This is a genomic window from Aeromonas sp. RU39B, assembly GCF_900156095.1.
Taxonomy (GTDB): Bacteria; Pseudomonadota; Gammaproteobacteria; order Enterobacterales; family Aeromonadaceae; genus Aeromonas.
Genome location: NZ_FTMJ01000002.1, coordinates 117539 through 143567 on the forward strand (window position 1 = coordinate 117539; position 26029 = coordinate 143567).

At 49.2% G+C, this 26029-nt stretch carries 21 protein-coding genes, 1 other RNA gene and 1 pseudogene; 19 read left to right on the forward strand and 4 right to left on the reverse strand.

The genetic code is table 11. From position 1 onward, the window contains the following. Positions 1-27: 27 nt before the first annotated feature. The 4 genes from aceB to zapA form a co-directional block, all read right to left on the reverse strand. Entirely contained in the window at positions 28-1635 is a 1608-nt protein-coding gene (gene aceB / locus BW958_RS03320; protein WP_076574314.1) for a malate synthase A, read from the reverse strand. A 712-nt stretch (positions 1636-2347) separates the two neighbouring features. Then, on the reverse strand, positions 2348-3151 hold the full coding sequence (gene suhB / locus BW958_RS03325) for an inositol-1-monophosphatase (protein WP_076574315.1): 804 nt from the start codon (positions 3149-3151) through the stop codon (positions 2348-2350). A 253-nt stretch (positions 3152-3404) separates the two neighbouring features. Beyond that, a non-coding RNA gene (gene ssrS / locus BW958_RS03330) (6S RNA) lies at positions 3405-3586 on the reverse strand. Further along, entirely contained in the window at positions 3586-3921 is a 336-nt protein-coding gene (zapA, locus tag BW958_RS03335) for a cell division protein ZapA (RefSeq protein ID WP_076574316.1), read from the reverse strand. Before zapA ends, ssrS begins: the two co-directional genes overlap by 1 nt. Positions 3922-4085: 164 nt before the next feature. Between zapA and BW958_RS03340 the strand changes: the two genes are divergently transcribed. The 19 genes and pseudogenes from BW958_RS03340 to BW958_RS03420 all read left to right on the forward strand — a co-directional run bounded on the left by BW958_RS03340 (position 4086) and on the right by BW958_RS03420 (position 25999). Continuing rightward, on the forward strand, positions 4086-4655 hold the full coding sequence (locus BW958_RS03340) for a UPF0149 family protein (protein ID WP_076574317.1): 570 nt from the start codon (positions 4086-4088) through the stop codon (positions 4653-4655). 98 nt (positions 4656-4753) lie between these two features. Beyond that, positions 4754-5962: a 2-octaprenyl-6-methoxyphenyl hydroxylase gene (gene ubiH / locus BW958_RS03345; protein ID WP_076574318.1), complete on the forward strand. Its 1209-nt coding sequence runs from the start codon at positions 4754-4756 to the stop codon at positions 5960-5962. A gap of 12 nt (positions 5963-5974) precedes the next feature. Continuing rightward, entirely contained in the window at positions 5975-7189 is a 1215-nt protein-coding gene (locus BW958_RS03350) for an FAD-dependent 2-octaprenylphenol hydroxylase (RefSeq protein ID WP_076574319.1), read from the forward strand. 376 nt (positions 7190-7565) lie between these two features. Then, positions 7566-8663: a glycine cleavage system aminomethyltransferase GcvT gene (gene gcvT / locus BW958_RS03355; RefSeq protein ID WP_076574665.1), complete on the forward strand. Its 1098-nt coding sequence runs from the start codon at positions 7566-7568 to the stop codon at positions 8661-8663. Positions 8664-8689: 26 nt separating this feature from the next. Continuing rightward, on the forward strand, positions 8690-9079 hold the full coding sequence (gene gcvH / locus BW958_RS03360) for a glycine cleavage system protein GcvH (RefSeq protein ID WP_076574320.1): 390 nt from the start codon (positions 8690-8692) through the stop codon (positions 9077-9079). Between the two features lie 198 nt (positions 9080-9277). After that, a complete protein-coding gene (gene gcvP, locus BW958_RS03365; RefSeq protein WP_076574321.1) occupies positions 9278-12151 on the forward strand; it encodes an aminomethyl-transferring glycine dehydrogenase in 2874 nt (957 codons plus the stop codon). Positions 12152-12757: 606 nt separating this feature from the next. Next, positions 12758-13318, forward strand: coding sequence for a hypothetical protein (locus tag BW958_RS20245; protein WP_143233003.1), 561 nt, complete (start codon positions 12758-12760; stop codon positions 13316-13318). 3 nt (positions 13319-13321) lie between these two features. Beyond that, entirely contained in the window at positions 13322-13699 is a 378-nt protein-coding gene (locus BW958_RS03370; protein WP_076574322.1) for an HAD family hydrolase, read from the forward strand. Next, positions 13696-15237, forward strand: a complete 1542-nt coding sequence (locus BW958_RS03375) for a phosphotransferase (protein ID WP_076574323.1) — start codon at positions 13696-13698, stop codon at positions 15235-15237. The genes BW958_RS03370 and BW958_RS03375 overlap by 4 nt, the downstream gene beginning before the upstream one ends. After that, positions 15234-15938 (forward strand): glycosyltransferase family 2 protein, encoded by a 705-nt coding sequence (locus BW958_RS03380; protein WP_076574324.1) that lies wholly within the window; start codon positions 15234-15236, stop codon positions 15936-15938. Before BW958_RS03375 ends, BW958_RS03380 begins: the two co-directional genes overlap by 4 nt. Further along, positions 15931-16731 carry an ABC transporter permease gene (locus BW958_RS03385; RefSeq protein WP_076574325.1) on the forward strand — a complete coding sequence of 267 codons (801 nt, stop codon included), beginning with the start codon at positions 15931-15933 and terminating at the stop codon, positions 16729-16731. The genes BW958_RS03380 and BW958_RS03385 overlap by 8 nt, the downstream gene beginning before the upstream one ends. Positions 16732-16734: 3 nt before the next feature. Next, the gene (locus BW958_RS03390) at positions 16735-17481 is read left to right on the forward strand and encodes an ABC transporter ATP-binding protein (protein ID WP_076574326.1); all 747 of its coding nucleotides are present in this window, start codon (positions 16735-16737) and stop codon (positions 17479-17481) included. Continuing rightward, a complete protein-coding gene (locus tag BW958_RS20250) occupies positions 17447-18496 on the forward strand; it encodes a hypothetical protein (protein WP_076574327.1) in 1050 nt (349 codons plus the stop codon). Before BW958_RS03390 ends, BW958_RS20250 begins: the two co-directional genes overlap by 35 nt. 54 nt (positions 18497-18550) lie before the next feature. After that, positions 18551-19459 (forward strand): hypothetical protein, encoded by a 909-nt coding sequence (locus BW958_RS20255; RefSeq protein WP_143233004.1) that lies wholly within the window; start codon positions 18551-18553, stop codon positions 19457-19459. A 458-nt stretch (positions 19460-19917) separates the two neighbouring features. After that, positions 19918-21101 (forward strand): annotated as a pseudogene (locus BW958_RS03400) (ISAs1 family transposase). Between the two features lie 45 nt (positions 21102-21146). After that, a complete protein-coding gene (locus BW958_RS03405; protein ID WP_083687226.1) occupies positions 21147-22154 on the forward strand; it encodes a WavE lipopolysaccharide synthesis family protein in 1008 nt (335 codons plus the stop codon). A 13-nt stretch (positions 22155-22167) separates the two neighbouring features. After that, on the forward strand, positions 22168-22989 hold the full coding sequence (locus BW958_RS03410; RefSeq protein ID WP_083687227.1) for a glycosyltransferase: 822 nt from the start codon (positions 22168-22170) through the stop codon (positions 22987-22989). A gap of 18 nt (positions 22990-23007) precedes the next feature. Beyond that, complete coding sequence (locus BW958_RS03415; protein ID WP_143233005.1) at positions 23008-24279, forward strand: exopolysaccharide biosynthesis polyprenyl glycosylphosphotransferase; 1272 nt, start codon at positions 23008-23010, stop codon at positions 24277-24279. A gap of 79 nt (positions 24280-24358) precedes the next feature. After that, positions 24359-25999 carry a PglL family O-oligosaccharyltransferase gene (locus BW958_RS03420; protein WP_076574669.1) on the forward strand — a complete coding sequence of 547 codons (1641 nt, stop codon included), beginning with the start codon at positions 24359-24361 and terminating at the stop codon, positions 25997-25999. Positions 26000-26029: the final 30 nt, after the last annotated feature.

Below are 26029 nucleotides of genomic sequence, written 5' to 3' on the forward strand. Positions count from 1 at the left end.
TGACGGGCCGCTTGCGGCCCGGATCCCTTACAGCCGCTCGTAACCGGGCAGCGTGAGAAAATCGACCAGCGTGTCGGCACAGGTGATCTCTTCCATCAGCGCCGCGGCTTCGCTAAAGCGGCCGCTCTGCCAGCGGGCATCCCCCAGCTCTTTTTTCACCACCTCTTGCTCTTCGCTCAGCATCTGGCGAAACAGAGCCTTGGTGACTGGCTGGCCGTTGGCCAAGGTCTTGCCGTGGCGGATCCACTGCCAGATGGAGGTGCGCGAGATCTCTGCGGTGGCGGCATCTTCCATCAGGTTGTAGATGGGCACGCAGCCATTGCCACCAATCCAGGCTTCGATGTATTGCAGAGCGATTCGAATGTTGGTGCGCATGCCCGCTTCGGTGCGTTCACCTTCGCAGGGTGCTAACAGATCGGCCGCTGTGATCGGGGCATCGTCTTCGCGAAGTACATGAAGTTGGTTGGTGCTCCCGGCCGGGATCGCTGAGTTAAACACCGTCATGGCGGTATCTGCCAAGCCGGGGTGGGCGACCCAGGTGCCGTCGTGGCCGTTGCGCGCTTCACGCTCTTTGTCGGCGCGCACCTTGGCAAACACCTCTTCGTTGACCGACGGATCCTTGGTCGGGATAAACGCCGCCATGCCACCCATTGCCATGGCACCGCGCTTGTGACAGGTCTTGATCAGCAGGCGCGAATAGGCAGAGAGAAACGGCTTATCCATGGTCACACTCTGGCGATCGGGCAGAACCCGATCCGGGTGATTCTTCAAGGTCTTGATATAGCTGAAGATGTAATCCCAGCGGCCGCAGTTGAGGGCCACGATGTGATCCTTCATCTGATACAGCAGCTCATCCATCTCAAATACCGCCGGCAGGGTTTCAATCAATACGGTGGCCTTGATGGTGCCGCGGGCCAGGTTGAAGCGGTCTTCGGTCCAGGCGAAGACTTCGCTCCACCAGCGCCCTTCCAGATGGCTCTGCAGTTTGGGCAGGTAGAAATAGGGGCCCGAGCCCTTGGCCAGCAGCGCCTTGTGGTTGTGCAGGAAATAGAGCGCGAAGTCGAGCAAGCCACCCGGGATCGGCTTGCCATCATAGGTGACATGTTTTTCGGGCAGGTGCAGGCCGCGCACCCGGCAGATCAGCACCGCCGGATTGGCTTTAAGCTGGTAGCGCTTGCCTTCCGGGCTGGTGAAATCGATGGTGCCATTGACCGCATCGCGCAAGTTGAGCTGGCCTTCCATCACCTTGTCCCAGGCTGGCGCCAGCGAATCTTCGAAGTCGGCCATGAATACCTTCACGTTGGCATTCAGGGCGTTGATGATCATCTTGCGATCGACCGGACCGGTGATCTCCACCCGGCGGTCCTGCAGGTCACTCGGAATGCCACGAATGGTCCAGTTGGCTTGGCGAATATGGGCCGTTTCCGGCAGAAAATCGGGCAACTCGCCACCGTCGATGCGTGCTTGGCGGGCTGCGCGTTGTCCGAGCAGCTCATCACGCTGCGGTGCGAAGCGCTCTACCAGTTCGGTCACCAGCTGCACGGCCTCGGGGGTGAGGATGTCGGAATATTCGGGGCGCATCTGACCTGTGATGGTCAGGCGGCTGCTGCAGTGGGTCTGGGCCGGTGCCGACATGGAAAGCTCCTTGAAATTGTCATTTTGAACAAATCAACAACGTTATTTTCTAATCCCTGTTCCAATCGAGTTACACGACGAGGTGCGCTCATCGCTATCTACGGTGCGAAAAATCAGTTACATCGTCAATACATTTTTTTAAACACTCGTTTTCATGGTGTTTTCAAGATGCTGATTTTAAAGGTTTATCTGTTTTTGATGTTTTTCTTTAAATAGTGGGAAATGCTTTAAAGCCAGTGAAGCCTGTCAGGGTGAGGTCCCTTGGGTGGGTAAAGGGTGGTGTGTAAGTAGTTACGTTATTTAATTACCGAAATAGGGCGGTGCAAAAACGAATCCCGACCTCACTCCAAGCTTGTGTGATGCGTGAGATTTGAACGATAGCTAAGGGGTTATTGTCGTGATAACACCTTGAAAAACTTCACTAAGTAAAAGGTGTTTAAAACTGGATGGCGAGAAAAAGAAGCTTCATTTGGTGCATGCAAAGACCAGAAAACCTGAAGGGGAATAACGTAGGTTTGTGTCAGAATGGAGCCAACAGCTCACAGGGAGGATTGCACTCTAGTTAGTTATTTATGCTGGTTTTTTGTTATTTTAAAAAATTAGATCTTTTTTTGGGTTTTGACCGGTGTTGTTACTGGCAATTTAACAAGAGTGCAGCACTAGAAATGAAAAAAGCCTCCCGAAGGAGGCTTCTCAAACAGGCTCACGCAGCTTAGCGGGCCAGGGTATCCGGCAGATGTTCGCGCAGTTTGCCGAGCATCTCTTTGACGACACGCGGGTTGCCGGCGACGATGTTGCCAGAGTTCTCGTAGTTGTGACCGCCAACAAAGTCGGTGACGATAGCGCCGGCTTCACGGGCCAGCAGTTCACCAGCGGCGGTATCCCACGGCTTGAGGCCCATCTCCCAGAAACCGTCCACACGACCGGCGGCCACATAAGCCAGATCCAGTGCAGCAGAGCCAGCGCGACGGATGTCGGAGCACTCGATAAACAGCGCCTGGAACATCTTCAGATACGGCTCGATCTGGTGTTTCTGTTTGGACGGGAAACCGGTAGCCAGTACGGTACCTGCGAGATCCTTGGCTTTGCCGGTACGGATACGATAACCGTTCAGTTGGGCGCCGGAGCCGCGGGTAGCGGTGAACAGTTCGTCACGAATCGGATCGTAAACAACGGCTTGCTCAGTACGGCCTTTCACGCGCAGGGCAATAGACACACAGAAGTGCGGAATGCCTTTAATGAAGTTGGTAGTGCCATCCAGTGGGTCGATGATCCATTGATAATCCGCGTTGCTGCCGGCGACTTCGCCGCTCTCTTCCCCAATGATGCTGTGCTCGGGGTAAGATTTCTTGATGGTGTAGATGATGGCCGCTTCGGCTTCACGGTCAACGTTGGTCACAAAGTCATTGCTGCCTTTTTGCATAGCCTCGATGTTCTCGGGCTGGGAGAAGGCTTTGACAATCACTTGACCGGCGTTACGCGCAGCGCGCACGGCGATGTTCAGCATCGGATGCATAGTAGGTTCACCACTGGATGTTAAAGAACGGGGATTTTGGGGACGCAAAATTATATCCGAAGGTGGCGCAGAAACTCAAAAGAAAAATGCGATCCAGCTATCTATTTGCGACCCGTGGATGAGCCGCGTGGGTTTTTTGCCCGTATTGGCTTGATGTAACTGGCGATGTGGTTGGGCGTCAATGGCGTGACCCACAGGACGCTAAGATCAGCCAGAAAGGAAAAAGGCTCGTCGTGTGACGAGCCTTTTGGGTAGGTACCCCGGGAATGCCGTTGCCGGTTTGGGCCCTTGAACCGTAGGTCCAAGGCGGAAACCTTGTCTGACCGCAGGCTTCTCGGTCGGGCCGAGCATGCGCAATAGTCAGAGTAAAGATTTCCTGGGTATTTGAATATCGGCTCGGGGACATCAACCGGCTGACAAACACCCCAGGGATTTTAAACCAGTGGCGGCTCCTCATGAGAGGAGTCACCGTAGCGACCATGTTCAATCAGGGCTGCTTCAATGGTTTGTTGCAGCAGCTTGATCCGCTTGTCCATGGTTTCAGAGTATTGGTGGTTCTTCTCTTTTTCAAGGCAGAGCTCATGGCAATAATTTAAGGCTGCCATGATGGCCAGTTGTTCGTTGTTGGTTACGCGCGATCGCTGGCGCAACTCGACCAGTTTCTCACTGAGCTGGACTGCTGCAGCACGCAGGGCGTTCTGCTGCCCGGCGGGGCAAGAGACCTTGTAGGGTCTGCCCAGAATCACAATTTCAACGGCCTCTGTACTCATGCCTTCCTCGATGGCGTAGGGGGCATCCGCATGCCACCCTCTCGCTTGGGTAACTGGGCCGGACTATATAGCGCATAGTGTGAAGTTTCAAGGCCTTGCTGGCTCTGTATCGGGCTGGGTGGTAGGATCTCAGGCACATATGCTGCAACTTTGAGCGACAAGAGATGGAACAGGCAAACAGCGTGACCTACAAGGCACTGATGGAGCTCTTTGAACAACATGAGCTGATGGCCAGCGCGGTGGAGGCCCACGCCGTGGTGTGTGGTCTGGTATGCGGCGGTTGCCCCCTGGACGGCAAAGCCTGGTTGCCGCACCTTGCTGACCTCATCAACGACGGTTTTGGCCTGCCGAGTGCGGTGCGCCAGAGTATGACCCATATCTATGAGGCGGTGGTCGAGAGCCTGATGTCCCACAAGGGCGTCGAGATGCTGCTGCCGTCCGATGATGCGCCGCTCGATGAGCGCATCGATGCGCTGGTGGAGTGGTCGCAAGCCTTCCTGGCCGGTTTCGGTGTGGTGCAGCAAGAGCTTGGCAAAGCCTCTGAAGAGTTGCAGGAGATGGTGCGCGATATTGCCAACATCACCCAGGTCTCTTCCGAGCTGGATCAGGAAGATGAAGAGAACGAAGCGGCGTTTCTGGTGCTGTATGAGCACATCAAGCTCGGCGTGATGATGGCCTTTGAAGAGTGTGGCCAGCGTCCGGGCAGCCCGAGCGTGGCGCCTACTCTGCATTAATACTCCTGCCGTCCTTTTTGTCGGACGGCGCAAGGCAGGGCCGGCGCTGGCGTGATAGCATCGGCCCCATGTTTTCTCCCTCTTCGTGGAAATAATGCATGTCTGCCAACCACTACGACATCATTATCGTTGGCGGCGGCATGAGCGGGGCCACCCTTGCGCTGGCCCTGGCACGTCTGCCGCTCAAGATTGCGTTACTCGAAGCCGCCGCCCCCGACATGGCGGTGCACCCCGCGTTTGATGCCCGCGCCATCGCGCTCTCTGCCGGCTCGGTTGAAGCGTTGACCCGGCATGGGGTATGGCCGCTGCTCTCACCCCTGTGTGAACCCATTACCCATATCCACGTCTCGGATAAAGGTCATCTGGGACAGGTGCGCATTCGTGCCGATGAATACCGGTTGCCCGCGCTGGGTCAGGTGATTGAGCTCTCCCGTGCCGGCATCGCCTTGCAGCAGGCATTGAGCCGCGAGGCGCGTATCGAATCGCTCTGGCCGGTGAATGTCACCCGGGTTGAACCTGGCGAGTCGCAGGTCACGCTCAGCCTCGATAACGGCCGCACCTTGACGGCGGCCTTGCTGGTTGCCGCCGATGGTGGCCACTCGTTTGTACGCGACGCGCTGAAACTGCCGCTCGAGCGACACGATTTTGAACAAAGTGCCGTGATTGCCACGGTGCAAACCGCCGAGCATCCGCGTGGGCGCGCCTTCGAGCGCTTTACCCGTGGCGGCCCGTTGGCTCTGCTGCCGATGCAAGATGGCTTGAGCTCGCTGGTGTGGAGCGTCCCAAGGCATGACGCACCGGTACTGGCCGCGATGGATGATCGCGATTTTCTAAGCGCGCTGCAGCAGGCATTTGGCTGGCGCCTTGGCAAGATGCAAGCAGCGGGGCCGCGCCACGTCTATCCGCTGGTTATGAGTCAGGTGCGCAGGCCGCTGCATCAGCGCTGCGTATTGCTTGGTAATGCGGCCCATCTGCTGCATCCGATTGCCGGGCAAGGCTTTAACTTAGGCATGCGCGATATCGATGTGCTGGTTGATACGGTGCAGGATTCCCTCACCAACGAGCCCGGTGTGGGGCCACTTGGCAGTGCCCAAATGCTGGAGCACTACTGGCAGGGGCGCTCGGACGATCAGGCAAGAACAGTGTGGCTGACCAGCTCGCTCGCCCAACTCTTTTCCAATGATTACGGTCCGCTGGTGGTGGCGCGCAACGTAGCGCTGAGCCTGATGGCGCGCAGCGACACGCTCAAGGCGCCACTGGTGCGCCAGACCCTCGGTTTTTCTGCTGCCCTGCGCGGCGGTTGGTAACAGGATTGATGCATGCAAACCTATGATCTGGTCATCAACGGCGGTGGCATGGTGGGGCTGGCGCTGGCCGGCGCCCTTAAAACGAGCGGACTGCGTATCGCCGTATTGGAAGGGCAGTGGCCCGTTCGCTCGCTTGGCGATATCGCCGATAACCGCGTCAGTGCCCTGAGTCTGGCCAGCCAGCGCATCTTGCAGCGTCTGGGCGCCTGGCAGGGCATCGAGGCTCGCCGCCTGCAAGCATACCGGCAGATGGAGGTGTGGGAGCGCGACAGCTTCGGTCGTATTGGCTTTGATGCGCGCGATCTCGATGAGCCCGAGCTGGGTCACATCGTCGAAAACCGGGTTATCCAGCTGGCGCTACTCGATGCGCTCGAGGGCGCAGCTAATGTCACCCTGCTCTGTCCGGCCAACGCGAGCGAATTGCAACGGCTGGATGAACAAGCGGTATTGACCCTGGAAGATGGTCGCCATCTGGCGGCCAAACTGGTGGTGGCGGCCGACGGCGCCCACTCCTGGCTGCGCCGCGCAGCCGATATTCCGCTCACCAGCTGGGATTACGGTCATCACGCCCTGGTGGCGACGGTGCGCTGTGCCGAAGCGCATGGCGCTGTGGCGCGGCAGATCTTCACCCCCGAGGGGCCGCTGGCGTTTTTGCCGCTGTGGGATGCACATACCTGCTCGATTGTCTGGTCGCTGCCGCCTGAGCGGGCGCAAGCGCTGGTTGCGTGCAGTGAGGCGGATTTTAACCGACAGCTGACGGCTGCATTTGATGCATGCCTTGGCCTGTGTGAAGTGCAAGGGGCGCGCAGTGCAATCCCACTGACCGCCCGGGTGGCGCGCGATTTTGCCCGCGAGCGGGTGGCCCTGATGGGCGATGCGGCGCATACCATCCATCCGCTGGCCGGGCAGGGGGTGAATTTGGGCCTGCTCGATGCCGCCGCGCTGGCTGAGCAGATTCTCAACATGCAGCGCGCCGGCGAGGATATTGGCCTGCTCTCCTCCCTGCGCCCTTATGAGCGCTGGCGCAAGAGCGAAGCGGCGCGCATGTTGGCGGCGATGGAAGGGCTCAAGCGACTGTTTGCCGGTAACCATCCGCTGAAAAAGCTGCTGCGTGGCGTGGGCCTGCTGGCGACCGATCTCGCCAGCCCGGTGAAGCAGCGCTTTATCGCGGCCGCCATGGGGCTGGAAGGGGAGCTGCCAGCGTTGGCCAAGGATGAGAAATTCTAATAAAAACACCGCTTTCATCTCAAAATAACTAATGCGAAAGGGCTGTGAATGCGACCGTGTTCACAGCCTTTTCTTTTGCTTGGTGCGCAAACGTTTTTCACGAAAGTGTGATATGCCATGAAAAACTGGCATTTCCTGTTGAAAAGAGGCGGTGAGATTTGGTTTTCTCACTATGATTTCTCCTCTGTCAGTTTCGGGATGGTGCGGCGCGGATTAGATTTTTTTAAGGGTGTGTCGGTTCTACCCGATCTCCCCTTGGCATATAATCGGCCCCATTCAAGGAACCGGCCCTGCATCCCTGCCCAAGGCCTTGGGGCGCGGGGGAGTGGCCCACACCGTCATCGACCGTGATGGCGGCGAGCAAGGAAACATGATGATGACCCAGCAAACCGTTCTCTATCCCAAACATCTGGAAGCGGGCGCCAAGATGGTCGACTTCCACGGTTGGGAGATGCCCATCAACTACGGCTCGCAAATCGAAGAGCACCATGCGGTGCGAAGCCGTGCCGGCATGTTTGATGTCTCCCACATGACCATCGTCGATCTGCATGGCGAGCGGACCCGCGACTTCCTGCGTTATCTGCTGGCCAACGACGTGGCCAAGCTCACCGTGCCCGGCAAGGCGCTCTACAGCGGCATGCTGACCGAGCAGGGCGGCGTTATCGACGATCTGATTGTCTATTTCCTCACCGAGCATTTTTTCCGTCTGGTGGTCAACTCGGCGACTCGTGACAAAGACCTGGCCTGGATCATCCAGCACGCCAGTGAGTTTGCCGTCACCGTCACCGAGCGCCCGGAGCTGGCCATGATCGCGGTGCAGGGGCCCGAAGCCAAAGCGCGAGTGGCCACCTTGCTGGACGGCGCGCAGCAAGCTGCCGTTGCCGACATGAAACCCTTTTTCGGCGTGCAGGCCGGTGAGCTGTTTATTGCCACCACCGGCTATACCGGCGAAGAGGGCTACGAGATTGTGCTGGCGCAAGAGAAAGCCTGCGATCTGTGGCAATCCTTGCTTGATGCCGGTGTGGCACCCTGTGGTTTGGGGGCGCGTGACACTCTGCGCCTCGAGGCCGGCATGAACCTCTATGGTCAGGACATGGACGAGAGCATTTCGCCGCTGGCCGCCAACATGGCCTGGACCATTGCCTGGGAGCCCAGCGATCGCGCCTTTATCGGCCGCGCTGTGCTGGAAGCGCAAAAAGCCGCCGCGGATCAGCCCAAGCTGGTGGGTCTGCTGATGGAAGAGAAGGGGGTATTGCGTGCCGGTATGCCGGTCACCTTTACCGGTAGCGACGGTTCCCTTCGTGAAGGGGTGATCACCTCCGGCACCTTCTCGCCCACTCTGGGTGTGTCGATTGCGCTGGCGCGGGTGCCGCGTGATATTGGTGCCAGTGCCGAAGTAGAAATTCGCAAAAAGAAGGTGACGGTTGCCGTTACCAAGCCGGCCTTTGTGCGCAATGGCCAGAAGATCGTCTGACTCAAGAGAATGAAGGAAGCTGAAAAATGAGCCAAATCCCGAGCGAACTGAAATATGCCACCTCCCACGAGTGGATCCGTGTTGAAGAGAACGGTGAGGCCGTGGTCGGCATTACCGAGCACGCCCAGGAGCTCTTGGGGGACATGGTGTTTGTCGAGCTGCCCGAAGTGGGCAAGCAGGTAAGCGCCGGTGACGACTGCGCCGTGGCCGAATCGGTTAAGGCCGCCTCTGATATCTACAGCCCGGTCAGCGGCGAGATCATCGCGGTCAACGAAGAGCTCGAAGGCAGCCCCGAGCTGGTTAACTCCGACCCCTACGGCGCTGGCTGGATGTTTCGCATCAAGCTCGACGATGCCGGCGAGCTCGACAACCTGCTGGACGCTGACGGCTACCAGAACGTGGTGGACGAAGAGTAATAAAACGAGGCCCTGCTATGGCGGGGCCTTTTTGATCGCGCCTTGGCCTGATGGTGCAAATGGCGCGATCTGCCACGCAGCGTTGCCCAGATGACAGCCTTAGCTGTCATCGCGGGTATGTTCTGGCCGACACAAGAACCAGGATTGCATGCTGTGACATCGCAGTCCGTGAACGTGAAGCAAGGAAGATAAAGGGAAATGACCCAGTCACTGTTTGAACTTGAACAATCGCGCGATTTTATCCGTCGCCATATTGGTCCGGGTGAGCAGGAGCTTGCCGCCATGCTGGCTGAAGTCGGGGCAACCAGCCTTGATGATCTGATTGACCAAACTGTTCCGGCTGCCATTCGCCGCCCGGCGCCGCTTGGTATCGGTGCGCCGATGACCGAAGTGGCCGCGTTGGCGCGCCTCAAAGGCTATGCCGCCCAAAACCGACTCGCCAAGAACTATATCGGGATGGGCTATCACGACACCCATGTGCCGTTCGTGATTTTGCGCAACGTCTTGGAAAATCCGGGCTGGTATACCGCCTATACCCCTTATCAGCCGGAGCTGGCTCAAGGCCGGCTCGAAGCGCTGCTGAACTTCCAGCAGATGACGCTGGATTTGACCGGCATGGATCTGGCCAGTGCCTCCTTGCTTGACGAAGCGACCGCTGCGGCCGAAGCGATGGCGCTGGCTAAACGCACTGCCAAGTCCAAATCGACCCTGTTTTTTGTCGCCGATGACGTGCATCCGCAAGTGATCGACGTGGTGCGTGAGCGCGCCGTTCACTTTGGCTTTGAGGTTAAAGTCGGTCCGGCGGCAGAGGCCACTGGTGAAGAGGTGTTTGGGGCTCTGTTCCAATATCCGGGCAGCACCGGCGCCGTGCACGATCTGCGCGATCTGATTGCCGCCGTTCAGGCCCAGAAGGGGCTGGCCTGCGTCAGCGCCGATATTCTGTCGCTGCTGCTGCTTAAATCCCCCGGTGAGCTGGGTGCCGACGTGGTGCTGGGCTCGGCGCAGCGCTTTGGCGTGCCGATGGGTTACGGCGGCCCGCATGCCGCCTTCTTTGCTACCCGCGATGCCTACAAGCGCTCCATGCCGGGTCGCATCATCGGTGTATCCAAAGATGCTCGCGGCAAAGTGGCGCTGCGTATGGCGATGCAAACCCGCGAGCAGCACATTCGCCGCGAGAAGGCGAACTCCAACATCTGTACCGCCCAGGTGCTGCTGGCCAATATGGCAAGCTTCTATGCCGTGTACCACGGTCCGGTGGGGCTTAAAACCATCGCATCGCGCGTCCATCGCCTGACCACCATTTTGGCGCTCGGCCTGCAAAGCAAGGGGCTGACGCTGGCCCACGACACCTGGTTTGATACCCTGACTATTCGCACAGCCGACAAGGACGCACTGATTACCCGCGCCGAAGCGCTGGGCATCAACCTGCGCCGCGATCTGGATGGCGCCGTCGGTGTATCCTTCTCGGAAACCACCACCCGTGACGATATTGCCGAGCTGTTTGCACTGCTGCTTGGTGACAATCACGGCCTGGATATAGCCGCGCTGGATGCGCAGGCGCAGCAGCATGCCGCCATTCCAAGCGAGCTGCTGCGTAGCGATGCGGTGCTGACCCATCCGGTGTTTAATAGCTATCACTCGGAAACCGAGATGCTGCGCTATATCCACCGGCTCGAAGCCAAGGACTTGGCGCTCAACTACGCCATGATCTCCTTAGGCTCGTGTACCATGAAGCTTAACGCCACCGCCGAGATGATCCCGGTGACCTGGCCCGAGTTTGGCAAATTGCACCCGTTTGCGCCGGCGGCTCAAGCCAAGGGTTATCAGCATCTCATCAGCGATCTGGAAAACTGGCTGGTGAAGGTGACCGGTTACGATGCCATCTGCATGCAGCCCAACTCGGGCGCGCAGGGCGAATATGCCGGGCTGCTTGCCATCAAGAAGTACCATGAATCCCGTGGCGAAGGGCATCGCGACATCTGCCTTATCCCGGCGTCGGCGCATGGCACCAACCCGGCATCGGCCCAGATGGCCGGTCTTAAGGTGATTGTCACCGCCTGTGATAAATCCGGTAACGTCGATCTGGACGATTTGCGCGCCAAGGCGGCAGAAGCGGGTGATAACCTCTCCTGCCTGATGGTGACTTACCCCTCGACCCACGGTGTGTATGAGGAGACCATCAAGGAGGTGTGCGACATCGTGCATCAGCACGGCGGTCAGGTGTATCTCGATGGCGCCAACATGAACGCCCAGGTGGGCATCACCGCGCCCGGCTTTATTGGCGCGGATGTTTCGCACCTCAACTTGCACAAAACCTTCGCTATTCCCCACGGCGGCGGTGGCCCGGGTATGGGCCCGATTGGCGTGAAAGCTCACCTGGCCCCCTTTGTCGCTGGCCACGCCGTGGTGAAAACCGATAAGCCGAGCCGTGATAATGGCGCGGTATCGGCCGCACCGTTTGGCTCAGCCTCGATTCTGCCCATCAGCTGGATGTATATCGCCATGCTGGGCGACGAGGGGCTAAAACAGGCCACTCAGGTTGCCATTCTCAATGCCAACTACCTGGCGAAAAAGCTCGGTGATGCGTTCCCGGTGCTCTATGCCGGCCGCGGTGGTCGCGTGGCGCACGAATGCATCCTCGATATTCGTCCTATTAAGGAAGCATCCGGTATTAGCGAAATGGATGTGGCCAAGCGCCTGATGGATTACGGCTTCCATGCGCCGACCATGAGCTTCCCGGTGGCGGGCACTTTGATGGTCGAGCCGACCGAATCGGAATCCAAGCGTGAGCTGGACCGGTTTATCGAAGCCATGCTCTCCATTCGCGCAGAAATCGCCAAGGTGGAAGCCGGCAACTGGCCGCTGACTGACAACCCCTTGGTGCATTCGCCGCACACCCAGGACGACGTGATGGACGACGAATGGTGTCGCGCCTATACCCGCGCCGAAGCCGTCTTCCCCTCGAGTGCCGTTCGCGCCTCGAAGTTGTGGCCGACGGTTAACCGCATCGACGACGTCTACGGCGACCGCAACCTGTTCTGCAGCTGCGTACCACTCGAAGAGTATCTGTAACATCTTGTTCTGATGTGGTTTATGAAGCCAGCAAGCCCCGGGAGACCGGGGCTTGCTGGTTTCTGACCTGTTTGTCATGCCGTTAGAACTCAGTGAGGGGTGTGTAAGCGTGAAAGAGCTAGCCAAAATCAAACTTTCGGTAATTAAATAACCGTTTGACTCCTCGGATGGGGATTTACAGTAGTCTCGTTGCTTAAGCTGATGGTAAACTTTCGCGTGCATGAGAGACATGTAGTCGGGTTGTACTCTCATAACTAACTAATTGATTAAAAAGGTTTCATCAGGAGAACCGGTGAACCAAAGTCAACAATCTGGCTGGCTAAAATTCAATCAGCATTGTGGGGGCTGCAACCCAAGGGCGGTAGCTTGGTTGTCATATATGAAGCATTGTGTGGCCATATGTTTGTCGTGAGAGATATTCGTTAATTGCCTAAACATATTTTTCTAAGCCCCGTTCTAAAACTCGATTCAATTCACTTATGTAAGTTGATTGAATACGCGCAACAACTCCCGAATGTCTTATTTATCATTTCATATCAAATAAGTGACATCATTAATCTCTCTTCAACAAGAGATAACATTGTTATTATCTCCCCAGAGATTAAAATGTCACGTACTGAACACTGGTCATTTATTTTAGAAAAAATAAATATGTATCCATGCGATACCTTTTCATTTATTTTTTATGGAGATGAGATCGAGTGTCACACTTTCAAGGATATATCTATCCCTGATTCTGATATGATTTTTAGTAATTCATATATTATTTGTAGAGGCAGTAGTCAATCAATAAAGAGACATATACAAATTAAAAAGAATGCTAGGGGGAATATTTATCTGCTCATGCATCTTGGATTGGCAACGGTTGCGCCCTTACAACGTTTTATCTTTAAAAGAGAATGTGCGCGATTGCTCTCTTTTTCGAATGAAAATCCGTACTTTTCAGACCAAGATGCAATAATTTCCTTGCTTAGTCATAAGAACATATCAATTCGCTATATTGATTCACCATTTTACGTTTTCAATTTGAAAAGTAGACGTGTCGAAAATAACATGAAGTTAATTGACAAACTGAGCTTGGCGAAAAAATTTTTTAAAAAACACAATTGTAAAACAGGCTTTGTTTTATACACAATAATGCAACTGATAAAACATGTCATTAGGTGAAAAATGAAAAAGTTAATTGTAGATATTGATATGACCATGACTAAAGGAAAAGGCCCTCAGGGTTATATCGATGCCATTGTCAATGCTGATGTGGTGGAAAAGATAAAAGAGTATAAAAAACTTGGTTTTGATATCGTACTGAATACTAGCAGAAATATGAACTCCTATAATGGTAATGTAGGTTTAATAAATAAAAACACATTGCCAACAATTCTTTCCTGGTTAGAAAAAAATAACATCCCGTATGACGAAATCTACGTTGGCAAGCCATGGTGTGGTCATGATGGTTTCTACATTGATGATCGTGCCATACGGCCGAGTGAATTCGTTTCCATGTCATATGATGAAATTATTACTATGCTGGATAGAGAAAAAAAATGAACACAATAATATTGTCCGGACAGTATGTTACGCAGGAGCTGCAAGTTGAATTCGGTCTGATTCCGCCGGCATTTCTCCCTGTAGGTAACCGTCGCCTTTATGAATATCAAATTGCAAATATCAAAGAAAGTGCATCTGATGGCCTAATCTATTTGACTTTGCCAAAGAGTTACGCGCTCAGTGATTGGGATAAGTTAGAACTAGATAGACAGCATGTTAGGATCATTTGGGTTGATGAGCACTTCTCATTAGGGCAGTCGATCAGTTATGTTTTGGCCTCGATGCCAGATTTAACACAGGAAGTCTCAATATATTATGGAGACACATTATTTCGTCAGAGTATTGAGTGTGTTGGGGATGCCGCTTTTGTCGCGAAACCTGATCATAATTATCTTTGGTTATCACTCGGCAAAGATACATACAATGATGATAAAACGGTATTTTGTGGTTATCTTAAGGTGTGTAAACCTGTTCACCTTATTAAAGCTCTGATCCAGAGTAACTTTGATTTGGAATCAGGATTATATAGATATCATGCTACGTATCCAATCGCGAAGTTATTTAGGAGTGACTGGCTTGATTTCGGTCATCTGAATACATATTTTAATTCTAAAACAATCGTAACGACAGAACGTGCTTTTAACTCGCTTGAAATAACTAAGAATCATGTTCTGAAAAGATCTGAAAAGGATACAAAACTCCAGGCCGAAGCGTTATGGTTTAACTCTATTCCAGAAGAGTTATGCCACTTTACTCCTCGCTTGATATCTCATGGTAAACAGAATTCCGGCTATTATTATAAACTTGAATATTTATACCATCCGACGTTAACCGAGTTGTTTGTTTTCGGTCATCAGCCGGCTATCGTATGGGAAAGAATCATCGGAGCATGTTTTGATTTCGTTAACAGTTGCCGGGCACTTAATAATACAGTAAATGATCTCGATGATAATTTTTATCCAGCATTCGTTTTGAAAAACCAGGAGCGGCTAGAATCATTTCTATCGGATAATCCTCGTTATGCAAAACCAATCGCGAATCCGAAGGGCCAAGAGTACCTGTTGAGAGACATTCTTGAACAGTGTCATAAACTCATTGATACTAACTCACATAAAACATTTGTCCATGGTGATCTCTGCTTTAGTAATATTCTTTTTGATTTCAGGAAAAATGATATCAAAGTTATTGATCCCAGAGGGATCAGCTTTGACGGAACTATCACATCGTTGGGGGATACCCGCTATGATTTAGCTAAGCTATGTCATTCTGCGATAGGTAAATATGACCTGATTGTATCAGACACATTCAGCGTCGAAGATGATGGTCACGAGTTAAAGTTGGTTCTCCCTGATCATAATGTCGATCTCTCCGATAGTATCCGTGACAATATTGAAAAAATGGGATTTTCATTCAATGAAATTATGGCAATGACCTGCACATTGTTCCTGTCAATGTTACCGCTACACTATGACAAACCGCTACGTCAACAAGCCTTTATTGCTACAGCTATAAAGTTATATCAAGGAATCAAGAAATGATTATCATCCCAATGGCAGGTTTAAGTAGCCGTTTTTTTAAGGCCGGTTATTCAGAGCCAAAATATAAGCTAAGTGCACATGGCAAGACACTATTTAATTGGTCTCTCTCATCATTTAAGCAATACTTTGATAGTGAATTGTTTATTATAATCTGTCGTGATGTATATGATACTCCTGCATTCGTCGCTAGTCAGTTGGACCAAATGGGTGTCAAACATTATCAGATTAAGACTCTCGAGGCTGAAACCCGAGGTCAGGCTGAGACGGTCGCTCTTGCCCTGGATCTGGTACCCGATAATGAGCCACTTCTGATTTTCAATATCGACACATGTCGTCACCAGTGTACCTATCCGGATGCACCTTATGATGCATGGTTGGAGGTCTTTGAAGGAGAGGGGGACCATTGGTCTTTTGCGAAAATCGACGCCAACACTGATCTCGTAACTGAAACGACAGAGAAGGTGAGGATTTCAAATTTATGTTCTAACGGAGTATATTATTTCAAAGATAAAGTTACCTACAATCTGGCATATCAACAGCTAAAGAGAGATACGCAGACAGAGCTTTATATCGCCCCAATGTTTAATTACATTATCGGAAGTGGTGGAAAAGTAGGTTATCGTCTTGTTCCAATAAGCAGCCATATTTTTATGGGAACTCCAGCAGAATACGAACAATTTTTGAGATACGAAAATGTTTAAGCTAGCATTGCAAGATATCTGGGGCGGACTGTCTAAATACCAGTATTGGTGTTATATGGCATGGCAAGAAATTGTCATTCGATATCGAAGGAGCGTGCTTGGTCCATTTTGGATTACTGCCAGTACAGCGATCTACATTATTGCTATATCCGTAATCTTTTCTGCACTGTTCAATCAGGATATTAAGCATTATCTTCTGTATATGACCCTTGGTATATTGACTTGGAATTTTATGAGCCAATGTATTGTTGAGTCAACTGATGCGTTTATTGCCAATGCAGGTTTTATTAAGCAGGTTCCCTTAGAAAAAAGCGTATTTATCTATCAGACAATTATGCGAAACGTCTACTTTTTTTTGCATAATTTTATATTAATAGTTATTTGCTTAACATTTCTTGAGAGTAAGATAACAATATACGGTGTAAGTAAGTCTATATTTGGGTTTGGTATTTTAGTGGTGAATCTTACAGCATTTTCATTTTTACTTGCAACAATTTGTACAAGATTTATGGACCTACGACAGATAATATATTCTGTCATCCAAATTGTGTTTATGGTGACTCCAATTATGTGGATTCCCAATGAGGGAATGCGCAAGAGGGCGTTTATCATCGATTATAATCCGGTGTTCCATTTTATTGACTTTATCCGACGTCCTTTATTGCCTGATAGTTTTCCTGTAGCCATAACACAACCTAATTTTAGATTCATAGTAATATTTACTTTTGTGAATTTATGTATGTCTTTTTTGGTCTTTGCTAAGTCCAGACGAAATATCGCTTATTGGGTATAAATAATGAGTGCAAAAATCTCCATACAAGATCTTAAGTTGAGTTATCCAATTTTTGATGTTAAATCACGCTCACTTAAGGCTAATTTCGTTCGCTTGACAACAGGTGGGACGGTCTCCTCTGACTCTAGGCTTGTCACTGTTGATGCTCTACATAATATTAACTTGGAGCTAGAGAAAGGTGACCGACTAGCTCTTATTGGTCATAATGGTGCGGGGAAGTCAACTCTATTAAAGGTGATGGCCGGTATTTACGAACCTCAAGTCGGGTCTGTAACAGTGAAAGGTCATGTGGCAAGTCTGCTTGATATTTTTTTGGGGGTGAATCCTGAGTCATCCGGGCGTGAAAATATCTATTCCAGAGGCATGTTGCTCGGTTTCTCTAAAAAGCAGATATCATCTATCCTTGATGAAGTAATCGATTTTACTGAGCTAGCTGACTTTATTGATCTCCCTGTTCGTACCTATTCATCTGGCATGGCAATAAGATTAGCTTTTGCGATATCGACAGCAGTTAAACCTGATATTCTACTACTCGACGAAGTCATTGGTGCTGGTGATGCAAGGTTTATTGATAAGGCTCGTAATAGAATTCAAGATTTAATAAACTCAGTCGGTATTATGGTGTTCTCATCTCATTCTGAAAGTGATGTGAAAAAATTCTGTAATAAGGCTATTGTACTTGACGCTGGTTATATTGTGTGTTCGGGAGGTGTTGATGAGTGCTTTGATTACTACAAAAAGAATATCTAAATCATCAGCCACTATTAGTAATAAGCGGACAGCTATTTTGCTATATGGCTACGTCAGAACCATATCTGTAACATCGCAGACACTGTTGAAACACCTTGCTGAATATAATGATGCAGACATATTTTATTTTGGACCAGCTTGCACAGATGTGCCTGGCCTAGATCACTCCGGGATTTTGGATAGTCGGGGATTCATAAAAATAAACCCCAAAAATACAACAAAAATAAAAGATAATATTAATATTCCAGATCTTCTAACTAAATGTTATGGCAGTAGATTGAAATCATTTAGTATGCATACTAAAAGTAGTCATGACTTTGCTGAGCAGTTGAGGTTTATAGATCGAAATGAGTGGCTTTTTAAACTAGATCCAAGTAGGTTTATTTCAATGTTTTATAATATGCAGGGGGCATATCATGTAATGAAAGAGTATGAGGAGAAGACAGGAACAGTATATGATAATGTAATTCTTACACGTCCCGATCTATCCTTTTACCAACCCATTGATGCAAAAAAGATAAAACACGGTGTTGTTTATATTCCAAGTGGTGTCGGTATATGCAAACTTGGTGGATATAAGCAAGTTGGGATTAGTGAAGTTCTATTTTATGTCAATAGGGAAAAGGGGACATGTATTGAACGAGGCAATAACTTCAATGATCAGGTGCTAGCATTTGATAGAAGCATAGCCAGTAGCTTAAATAAACTCGTTGATGAATGTGTTGAATATATAAAGGACCGAGTTCCTTTGACGCCAGAGACAATTCTGTATTATCATTTTAATGTTATCAACGGATTTGCTATAAAGCAGTGTCCTTCATGGTTTTATGAGATAGTAAGACATGGTGATAGCAAAATATCAAACGTAACAGAACTGATGGCTATGGATCTGATAGATCCATATCATCCTAACGTGCAAAAGCGCTCAAAGATTAGACCGATAAAATACTTTGTGAAGCGTCATTGGTACCAATTCAAAAAAATTAGGGACTGGTGTATATCTCGATGGCGATAGTCTTTAACAATACTTAATACCAAATAATATATCAAGTGAGGTCATGAACACATCATGAATTTTCTTATTAGGATCGCAAAAAAAATAAAGTATTGTGCGAGCTATCTACATAATTTAAGTAGAAGTGAAAAGCAACAAGATAAAGTGCTGGTTATTCTTTGTGGATTGCCACGCACATACAAAAGGACACTTCCTTCATTGTTAAAAAATATCGTATTACCGACTAACGCAGATGTCATTTTTGTAAGTCCCGATGTTGTTGGTGGAATAGCATCGACAGAAAATAAACTTTCTGGAATTGATCAAAATAATTGCGAAGAAGAAATCGACTACGAGTTCATTCGCAAAATTTTTGGGAAAAAACTTATAGGAATAAAAAGTGTAAATTATAAAAATAGAACACCTGTAGCACTAAAATCACAGAATAGTTTTTGTGGTATTTCCATAGAGAGAATATCATCTTTTTTCTATAATCTACATGTGGCTTTGACATTAGATGATATAGATTATACTAAGTATGAAAGTGTAGTTATGACAAGGCCTGATATCGCTGTATATCGTACAATATCATTGCCATATCTAAATAATAGAGTTCTATATTTCAATGTTGGCGAGGGATATGACTTCGATGGTTGCAGAAAAATGGGCTGTGCTCCGGTATTCCCATTTGCAAATATCCCTCTTGGAATCTCTATTGGAAAGGGTGATATGAGTTTTAATGATCAAATTATGTTTGGTTGTACAGAAGTAATTCTCCAGCTCAGTGAGCTATATCAACATTTCGAGAAATATATTCTAGAGATTGGAGTCCCGCCAACACCTGAGACATTGATTGTGTTTCACATGCATCTGTGTCGTGGTATTGATATAAAAGGTCTCGATATGACGACTCATGAAATCATTCGGACTAATACGCCTGATTTAAGAAGTAATTATATGGATAATTATAAATATTATCTTTAGCATCCGTATACAGATCTAGTTATCACCTGACTCCTGCATGCTTAGGCTGCTTTAAGGAATACAGCCATACGCTGTGGAACGTGGAAATTTTACTAAAGTCCGCGATTTTAAAGTGCTGCAATAGAGCTTGTTTTTTGAAATACCCCTTATTGGGGTTTAGGTGGTTCTATATTGTGCATGGATTGTATCGTTAAATAAGGTTCGCTTTGACGATCTGTAATGACCCAGACGTTCCTGCACAACTAAGCGGCTTAGTTAGGCAGGGCAGGATTACGAAGGCTCGTGATTTTAAAGGGCGGCCAAGGAGACTGTTTTTTGAACTGTTTTTGTTGGGGCTTATGTGGATCTGTGTTGTGCATGGATTATATCTTTGAATAAAGATCGCTTTGACGATCAACTCTGATCGTGATCTTATCCTGTTTTTATAGGGATAACATCGCCGTGACAGAACTCAGCCTTTGGAACATATCTCTATTATCAAAGACCCGCGTCAATCATGGAAAATCAGTCACAAACTGGCCGATATTATTTTTTCTGACGGTGACGGCGCTGATTGCGGGAGACGAAGGCAGGGAGGAGATCGAGGATTTTGGCAGCGACCACTTACCTTGGTTGCGGCAATACGGAGACTTCGAAAACGGGATCCCGACTCACGATACCATCGCACGACTTATGGGGCTGTTATCGGGCCGCCAGCTGCAGCGTTTCTTTGTCCAGTGGATGCAAACATGCCACGAACGCAGTGAGGGAACTCTGGTTGCTATTGATGGTAAGATGCTACGCGTAATGGCCGACAAGCGAATTAAAAACAGTGCCATTCATATGGTGAGTGCCTTCTGTGCAGCTAACCGGGTGGTGCTTGGACAAGTCAAAATAGATGACAAGTCGAACGAGATCACAGCGATACCAGAACTGCTTAAGTTATTGGAATTAAAGGGTTGTTTAGTCAGTATCGATGCCATGGGTTGCCAGCGAAAAATCGCTGAACAGATAGTGAAGAGGGACGCCGACTATCTGCTGGCGGTGAAAGGTAATCAGGGCAAATTGGAGCAGGCGTTCTCTGATTGGTACAGCCCGATGATGTTTAAATGCGGGGAAGAAAGGGATGATCATGATGAACACTACGCGACCCAGGAATCGGGTCACGGGCGAAAAGAAACCCGATTGTGTATTGCCAGCCAGGACTTGAGGCCGTTGGGTGATTTGACGTTTGAATGGCCGAACCTGACGATGATAGGGATAGTTGCGACGATAAGTGAAGAGGGCGGAAAGCCCATTTAATGCTGAACAGTTAGTACTGAGATTTTATATCAGCTCTCGTAAATTGACGGCGAAGGCATTACTGGAGTCGAGTCGGGAGCTTTGGCCCATAGAGGCGTCATTGCATTATCGATTTGATGTCGGGATGCGGGAAGATGAATGCCGTATTCGTAGACAGGAGTCAGGAGAGAACCTCGCGGTGTGTCGTCACATCGCGTTGAACCTGTTGACAGAAGAAGAGAGTTTCAAGGCAGGGATCAAACAAGTAATACGGGCGAACAGAATTAATGAGTATCTTTCGCGAGTCCTTATGGGACGAGGGTTTTTGTCATCTTACCCGGGAGCATACAGTTTTTTCACTCTTAATTATCGGGTGAGATAATTTCATGTAAAAATAGTTCTTGGCGCAGGTAGGTATGTTAATTTCATGATGCTAAATAAGAATAAGGTTAGTGTCGTTTTATGTGGCGCTAGATATAATGAGTTTGACCTTGTGTATTCGGTTTCGAATCTGAGGCGGGTGTTTGATGATGTAGAAATAATATTGTCAACGAATGACGTCGTACTGTTTAATCAATACAGTGGTTCGGATATTTTTGATAAAGTCCTATTGGTCGCTGACCATGGTGCATTACCTTCTTTGAAAATATGCAATGATAGCCAATCAAATAATGTTAATAGGATGATATCTGTCGCTCTCGCGGGTGTTAAAGCAGCGAGTAATCAAATTGTAATAAGACTTCGGACAGATCAAATAATAATAAGCAAGCGTGTTGTTGAGCTTATAGATACTGTATTCACACATGAAAGCATTGGGAGTGGAACGTCGTGTCGGTTGCATTCAAAAATTATAACATCGTCAATATTTTCAATTAACCCCCGTTTTTCCGAACGTCTTCCTTATCATGTCAGTGACATGTTTCAAATTGGGTATAAAGACGACCTTGTTCGTTATTTTAGCGCACCGGAATTTCCTTTTGACTATGCAGTATGGTACGAGACTCATCCGCACAAACCATATAGTAATTTTTATGAGCGACAGTTTCGTGCTCGCTATGCTGTAGAGCAATGGCTAACATTGCACTATATCTTTGGCTGTGAGAGTAATTTTCCTATCGACTGTCATAATGACTGCAATTCGACCATTATAGAAAACATGGAAAAATTGATTTTTCAGCATTTTTATATTGTGTCTCCAGAAGATTTAGGCCTAAGGGCGTCCAAGTTTGAAAGTGCACGCTTGTATTTTACGACACAGTGTTATTCAACACGAGATACTGAGAGTTATCTTCGCAATGGCTATATTGAGCCTAGGCCCGTTAAGCTTGTTTCTTTATTATATCGAATTAGAGAGTTTAACTTATTTTCGTATATCTGGCGTATCTTACCAAAAAAAATAAGAATTTTTATAAAAAACACATTATTTAAAGTTTGAAGAGGAAGTTAAGATGAGCGATATCAGACATGAGATTAAAATATCTGCTCTACTCTCTGTCTATCTCAATAGTGATGCCCATGAGTTCGAGCAAGCATTATCATCTCTGTCAGAGGCCCTGAGTCCGCCGGAACAAATAGTGATAGTAGTTGATGGCCCCGTGTCTGATGCGATCGAGAAGGTGTTGGCTAACCACGAGCATGGTTTGGATATTGTCCGACTAGGCAATAACCACGGTTTGGGAATGGCGCTCAATATGGGGATTGAATATTGTAAATACCCATGGATTGCTCGTTTTGATAGTGATGATATATGTGCGGTTTCTCGCTTTGTGTTACAGCGTGAATATATAAAAAATAACCCCAGTGTGGACATCTTGGGTGGATGGGTGGATGAGTTTGTTAGTGATGTGGCAAATCCTTACGCGCTAAAAAAGGTCCCATCATTACCGGCGGACATTCATCGGTATTCAAAACGTCGTAATCCCTTCAATCATATGACAGTTGTGTTCAGAAAATCGTTTATTCAATCCATAGGTGGTTATCGTGCCTGCTATCTCTATGAGGACTACGATTTATGGATGAGAGCCATGGCGGCGGGTGCCATTGTTGCTAATATACCCTCAGTGTTAGTGCATGCCCGAGTAGGAAATGGCATGATTGAACGCAGAGGGGGAGCTAAGTACCTTCTTTCTGAACAACAGGCACTATATTCATTTTTTAAATGCGGATATTTAACATTTCAAGAATATTCATTAAGTGCAATGATTAGATTTTTTTCAAGGTTATTGCCGAAGAATGCTAGACGTCTTTTTTATCGTCATTTACTCCGTTAGATTATTATCGGCGCCGTCATGTCAAAAATGAAGAAGATTATTTCACGCAATATATTGTCGCCGTACCTTCTGTTGTTGTTAAATAGTGTTTTTGGTACATTATTTCCCGCCATATCCCTATGGGGCTTCGAATTTAAAGAGTACGATTCAGCTCAGTTTGTTTCTCTTTTAGTTGTTATGCTCATAGGTATTTTTTCCGTGTTTTTTTTCTCCAGGATGTTACGCTATCCTGGGGCAAAACCACTGGTCTACATTTTACCATCAATAGCATTTTCCTATATGATAGGTATTGCTGTATTGTTTTTGGCTCGGCTGCCATACAGCCGCGCATATTTGATACTCTCCTTCTTGTCATTTATGTTGCTTGGCTGGTTTTGGTACTTTACAACCCGTAGACGATTTCTTCCATATTATGCTATTATCCCAAATGATAAATATAAGCAGATTCATGAGCTTGGGGACGTTCCATTACATATCATATGGTCTACGGATGTTAGTCAGCTGAATAAAATACAGAGGCTTGATGGCGTTATTATTGATATGTCAGACGAGCCCCACTTTCGTAAGTGGGAGCAATTTATCACCGCCTGTGCATTGCAGAATATTCCAGTATATAACCTTGAGCAAGTAAAAGAGTCTTTAACGGGAAGAGTCAAAGTCGGTCATGTATTTGATGAGCAATTACTGAGATTGCTACCCTCTCCGTTATATTATGGAGTAAAGAGAGTTATAGATGTACTTTTTTGTCTGTTGAGTTCACCGTTAGTGGTTCCTGTCGCTTTGATTACAGCAATAGCTATAAAAATTGATAGTGCAGGACCTATTCTTTTTAAACAGAATCGAGTGGGGCTAGGCGGTAAAGATTTTGTAATATACAAATTCAGGAGTATGTGTGTTGAGTCAGAGTATAGTGGTGCTCGCTTTGCAGAGACAAATGATGCTCGTGTTACTCGGGTAGGAAGATTCATCCGGCGTTGCCGAATTGATGAACTGCCACAACTCATCAATGTGCTCCGTGGCAATATGAGTCTGATTGGTCCCCGGCCTGAGCAGCGATCATTTGTTGAAAATTTCTCGGAAAACATTTACTCCTATCCTCTGAGACATGTCGTCAAACCGGGTATTACTGGATGGGCACAAGTAATGCAAGGGTATGCTGCATCAGAAAATGATACAAAAATAAAGCTTGAATATGACCTGTACTATATAAAAAATGTGTCGCTTTGGTTGGATGTGCTAATCGCATTTAAAACGATAAAAATCATCCTTACTGGGTTTGGTGCTCGCTAACTTTAAAGGTTTATGATTGATTTCATATTTATATCGACTGCTTTGGTTGCTGTGGGCGTGTTTCTTCGCCCATTTTTTTATGCACAACCCCGGTGGCTCGGGACTTTATCTGCCGTTTAATGTCTGGGGTTGGATCTTTTTAAGCGCTGCACTGGGACTCGGGGCATGGCAGGCAACGCATGTTGGCCAGCTTCGAGTATCCCGTCTTGGCATAAAGTGGCTGCTGTTGGCTCTGCTCTTGTGCTTGCCTATCGTGTGGTCGCAAAGTGAAATACGCGATTACGCATGGCCACGTCTAATGGGCCTTGCCGGCGGGATGTTATTCCTGCTGTCGCTCTATCAATGGCGGCACGATGTTGCGCAGCGCCGCAGCATACTCTGGCTGGTGCTTGGCGCGGTTGCTATCGAGATGACGTTGGGGCTGGTGCAGTACTACCTGCTCACTCCTGGCAACTGGCTCGGTTATAACACCACTGTCAATCGTCCCTATGGCATCTTCCAGCAGCCCAATGTGATGGCCAGCTTGCTGGCCACAGGGCTGGCGCTGGCGCTTTGGCTATGGGGCGCGGGGAGTGCGCTTCGTTGGCAGCAATGGCTCAATGCCTATGTCATTGCTGGCTCATGCTTGCTGCTTGTGGTGCTCCAGTCACGCGTCGGTCAATTGGGCGGTGTGATGGTCTTACTCTTGGTGATGCCATGGCTTAAGTCACAACGCCGCTTGCGATTGCCGCTGCTTTTGGCGGGGGCGGGTCTTTTGCTCGGATGTATTTCGCTTTACGCCGGGCAAGGGGCAACCCGTGGGGTGGAGGTTTATCAGTCGGGGGGAATGCGCTCAGTCTATTGGCCTTACGCACTTAAGTTGCTGCTGCAGGCACCGCTTACCGGCTGGGGATATGGCTCTTTTGAGTCGGTATTCCTGCACAGCTACATGGCCGACAAAGCGGTCAATCCTGCGATGGTGCAGATTGAGTACAACCTCGATCACCCCCATAACGAGCTGCTCTATTGGGCGGTAGAAGGCGGCATGCTCCCCTTGCTGGCTTTGCTGGGAATGGGACTGACCCTGCTTTGGCGTGTGATGGGGGCGGCTTGCTCAGGTGGCTGGCCAAAGGCGTTGGCGTTGCTTGCACTGGTGACCCCGATTGCACTACACACCCAGACCGAATACCCCTTCTATCACTCGGTCACCCACTGGATCATCTTCCTGATGCTGGTCTGGTTTATTGATGAAGAGTGTGAGCGCGGCTCACTGCCGCAGATCCGGGAGATTGCCTATCCTCACAAGCTGCTACTGCGCTTTTTGGCCATTGGCATTCCACTGATTGTGGTGCCGTTTATGTTGACTGCGCTGCATACCGCCTGGTTGGTTACCAAGTATGAGCGCGGTGGCTATAAACAGCCGGAGTTGCTGCTCAAGATTGTCAATCCCGTGGCCTGGCTCACCCGTGCCGAGTTCGATATCAACGCTGTACGCCTCTCTGCCGCGCTGACCCGTCACGATAACCATGAGTTGCAGGCCTATGTGGACTGGGGCAGTGCATTTGTGCGCCACACCCCGCGCGCCAATATCTACGCCAATATGCTGCTGGCACTCAATGCCATGGGTGAACATGAGCAAGCGGCCACGCTGCGCGCTGAGGCGCTGGGACTGTATCCTGACGATCCGCAGCTAAAGCCTAAGTCAGTGCCAAGCTTTACCGTGTCGGCTGCGCATCCTTAAATGTGCTGATTGCTTCGGAAAAGCGTATAG

Excerpts from the sequence above, each read along its gene's own strand:
- BW958_RS03410 (WP_083687227.1), top strand. The coding sequence starts at position 22,168 with ATGAGCGATATCAGACATGAGATTAAAATATCTGCTCTACTCTCTGTC.
- BW958_RS20245 (WP_143233003.1), top strand. The coding sequence starts at position 12,758 with ATGTCACGTACTGAACACTGGTCATTTATTTTAGAAAAAATAAATATG.
- BW958_RS03405 (WP_083687226.1), top strand. The coding sequence starts at position 21,147 with ATGATGCTAAATAAGAATAAGGTTAGTGTCGTTTTATGTGGCGCTAGA.
- suhB (WP_076574315.1), bottom strand. The coding sequence starts at position 3,151 with ATGCATCCGATGCTGAACATCGCCGTGCGCGCTGCGCGTAACGCCGGT.
- gcvP (WP_076574321.1), top strand. The coding sequence starts at position 9,278 with ATGACCCAGTCACTGTTTGAACTTGAACAATCGCGCGATTTTATCCGT.
- zapA (WP_076574316.1), bottom strand. The coding sequence starts at position 3,921 with ATGAGTACAGAGGCCGTTGAAATTGTGATTCTGGGCAGACCCTACAAG.
- gcvT (WP_076574665.1), top strand. The coding sequence starts at position 7,566 with ATGACCCAGCAAACCGTTCTCTATCCCAAACATCTGGAAGCGGGCGCC.
- BW958_RS03390 (WP_076574326.1), top strand. The coding sequence starts at position 16,735 with ATGAGTGCAAAAATCTCCATACAAGATCTTAAGTTGAGTTATCCAATT.
- BW958_RS03370 (WP_076574322.1), top strand. The coding sequence starts at position 13,322 with ATGAAAAAGTTAATTGTAGATATTGATATGACCATGACTAAAGGAAAA.
- BW958_RS03350 (WP_076574319.1), top strand. The coding sequence starts at position 5,975 with ATGCAAACCTATGATCTGGTCATCAACGGCGGTGGCATGGTGGGGCTG.
- BW958_RS03375 (WP_076574323.1), top strand. The coding sequence starts at position 13,696 with ATGAACACAATAATATTGTCCGGACAGTATGTTACGCAGGAGCTGCAA.
- aceB (WP_076574314.1), bottom strand. The coding sequence starts at position 1,635 with ATGTCGGCACCGGCCCAGACCCACTGCAGCAGCCGCCTGACCATCACA.
- BW958_RS20250 (WP_076574327.1), top strand. The coding sequence starts at position 17,447 with ATGAGTGCTTTGATTACTACAAAAAGAATATCTAAATCATCAGCCACT.
- BW958_RS03385 (WP_076574325.1), top strand. The coding sequence starts at position 15,931 with ATGTTTAAGCTAGCATTGCAAGATATCTGGGGCGGACTGTCTAAATAC.
- BW958_RS20255 (WP_143233004.1), top strand. The coding sequence starts at position 18,551 with ATGAATTTTCTTATTAGGATCGCAAAAAAAATAAAGTATTGTGCGAGC.
- BW958_RS03415 (WP_143233005.1), top strand. The coding sequence starts at position 23,008 with ATGTCAAAAATGAAGAAGATTATTTCACGCAATATATTGTCGCCGTAC.
- BW958_RS03420 (WP_076574669.1), top strand. The coding sequence starts at position 24,359 with ATGCACAACCCCGGTGGCTCGGGACTTTATCTGCCGTTTAATGTCTGG.
- BW958_RS03380 (WP_076574324.1), top strand. The coding sequence starts at position 15,234 with ATGATTATCATCCCAATGGCAGGTTTAAGTAGCCGTTTTTTTAAGGCC.
- ubiH (WP_076574318.1), top strand. The coding sequence starts at position 4,754 with ATGTCTGCCAACCACTACGACATCATTATCGTTGGCGGCGGCATGAGC.
- BW958_RS03340 (WP_076574317.1), top strand. The coding sequence starts at position 4,086 with ATGGAACAGGCAAACAGCGTGACCTACAAGGCACTGATGGAGCTCTTT.
- gcvH (WP_076574320.1), top strand. The coding sequence starts at position 8,690 with ATGAGCCAAATCCCGAGCGAACTGAAATATGCCACCTCCCACGAGTGG.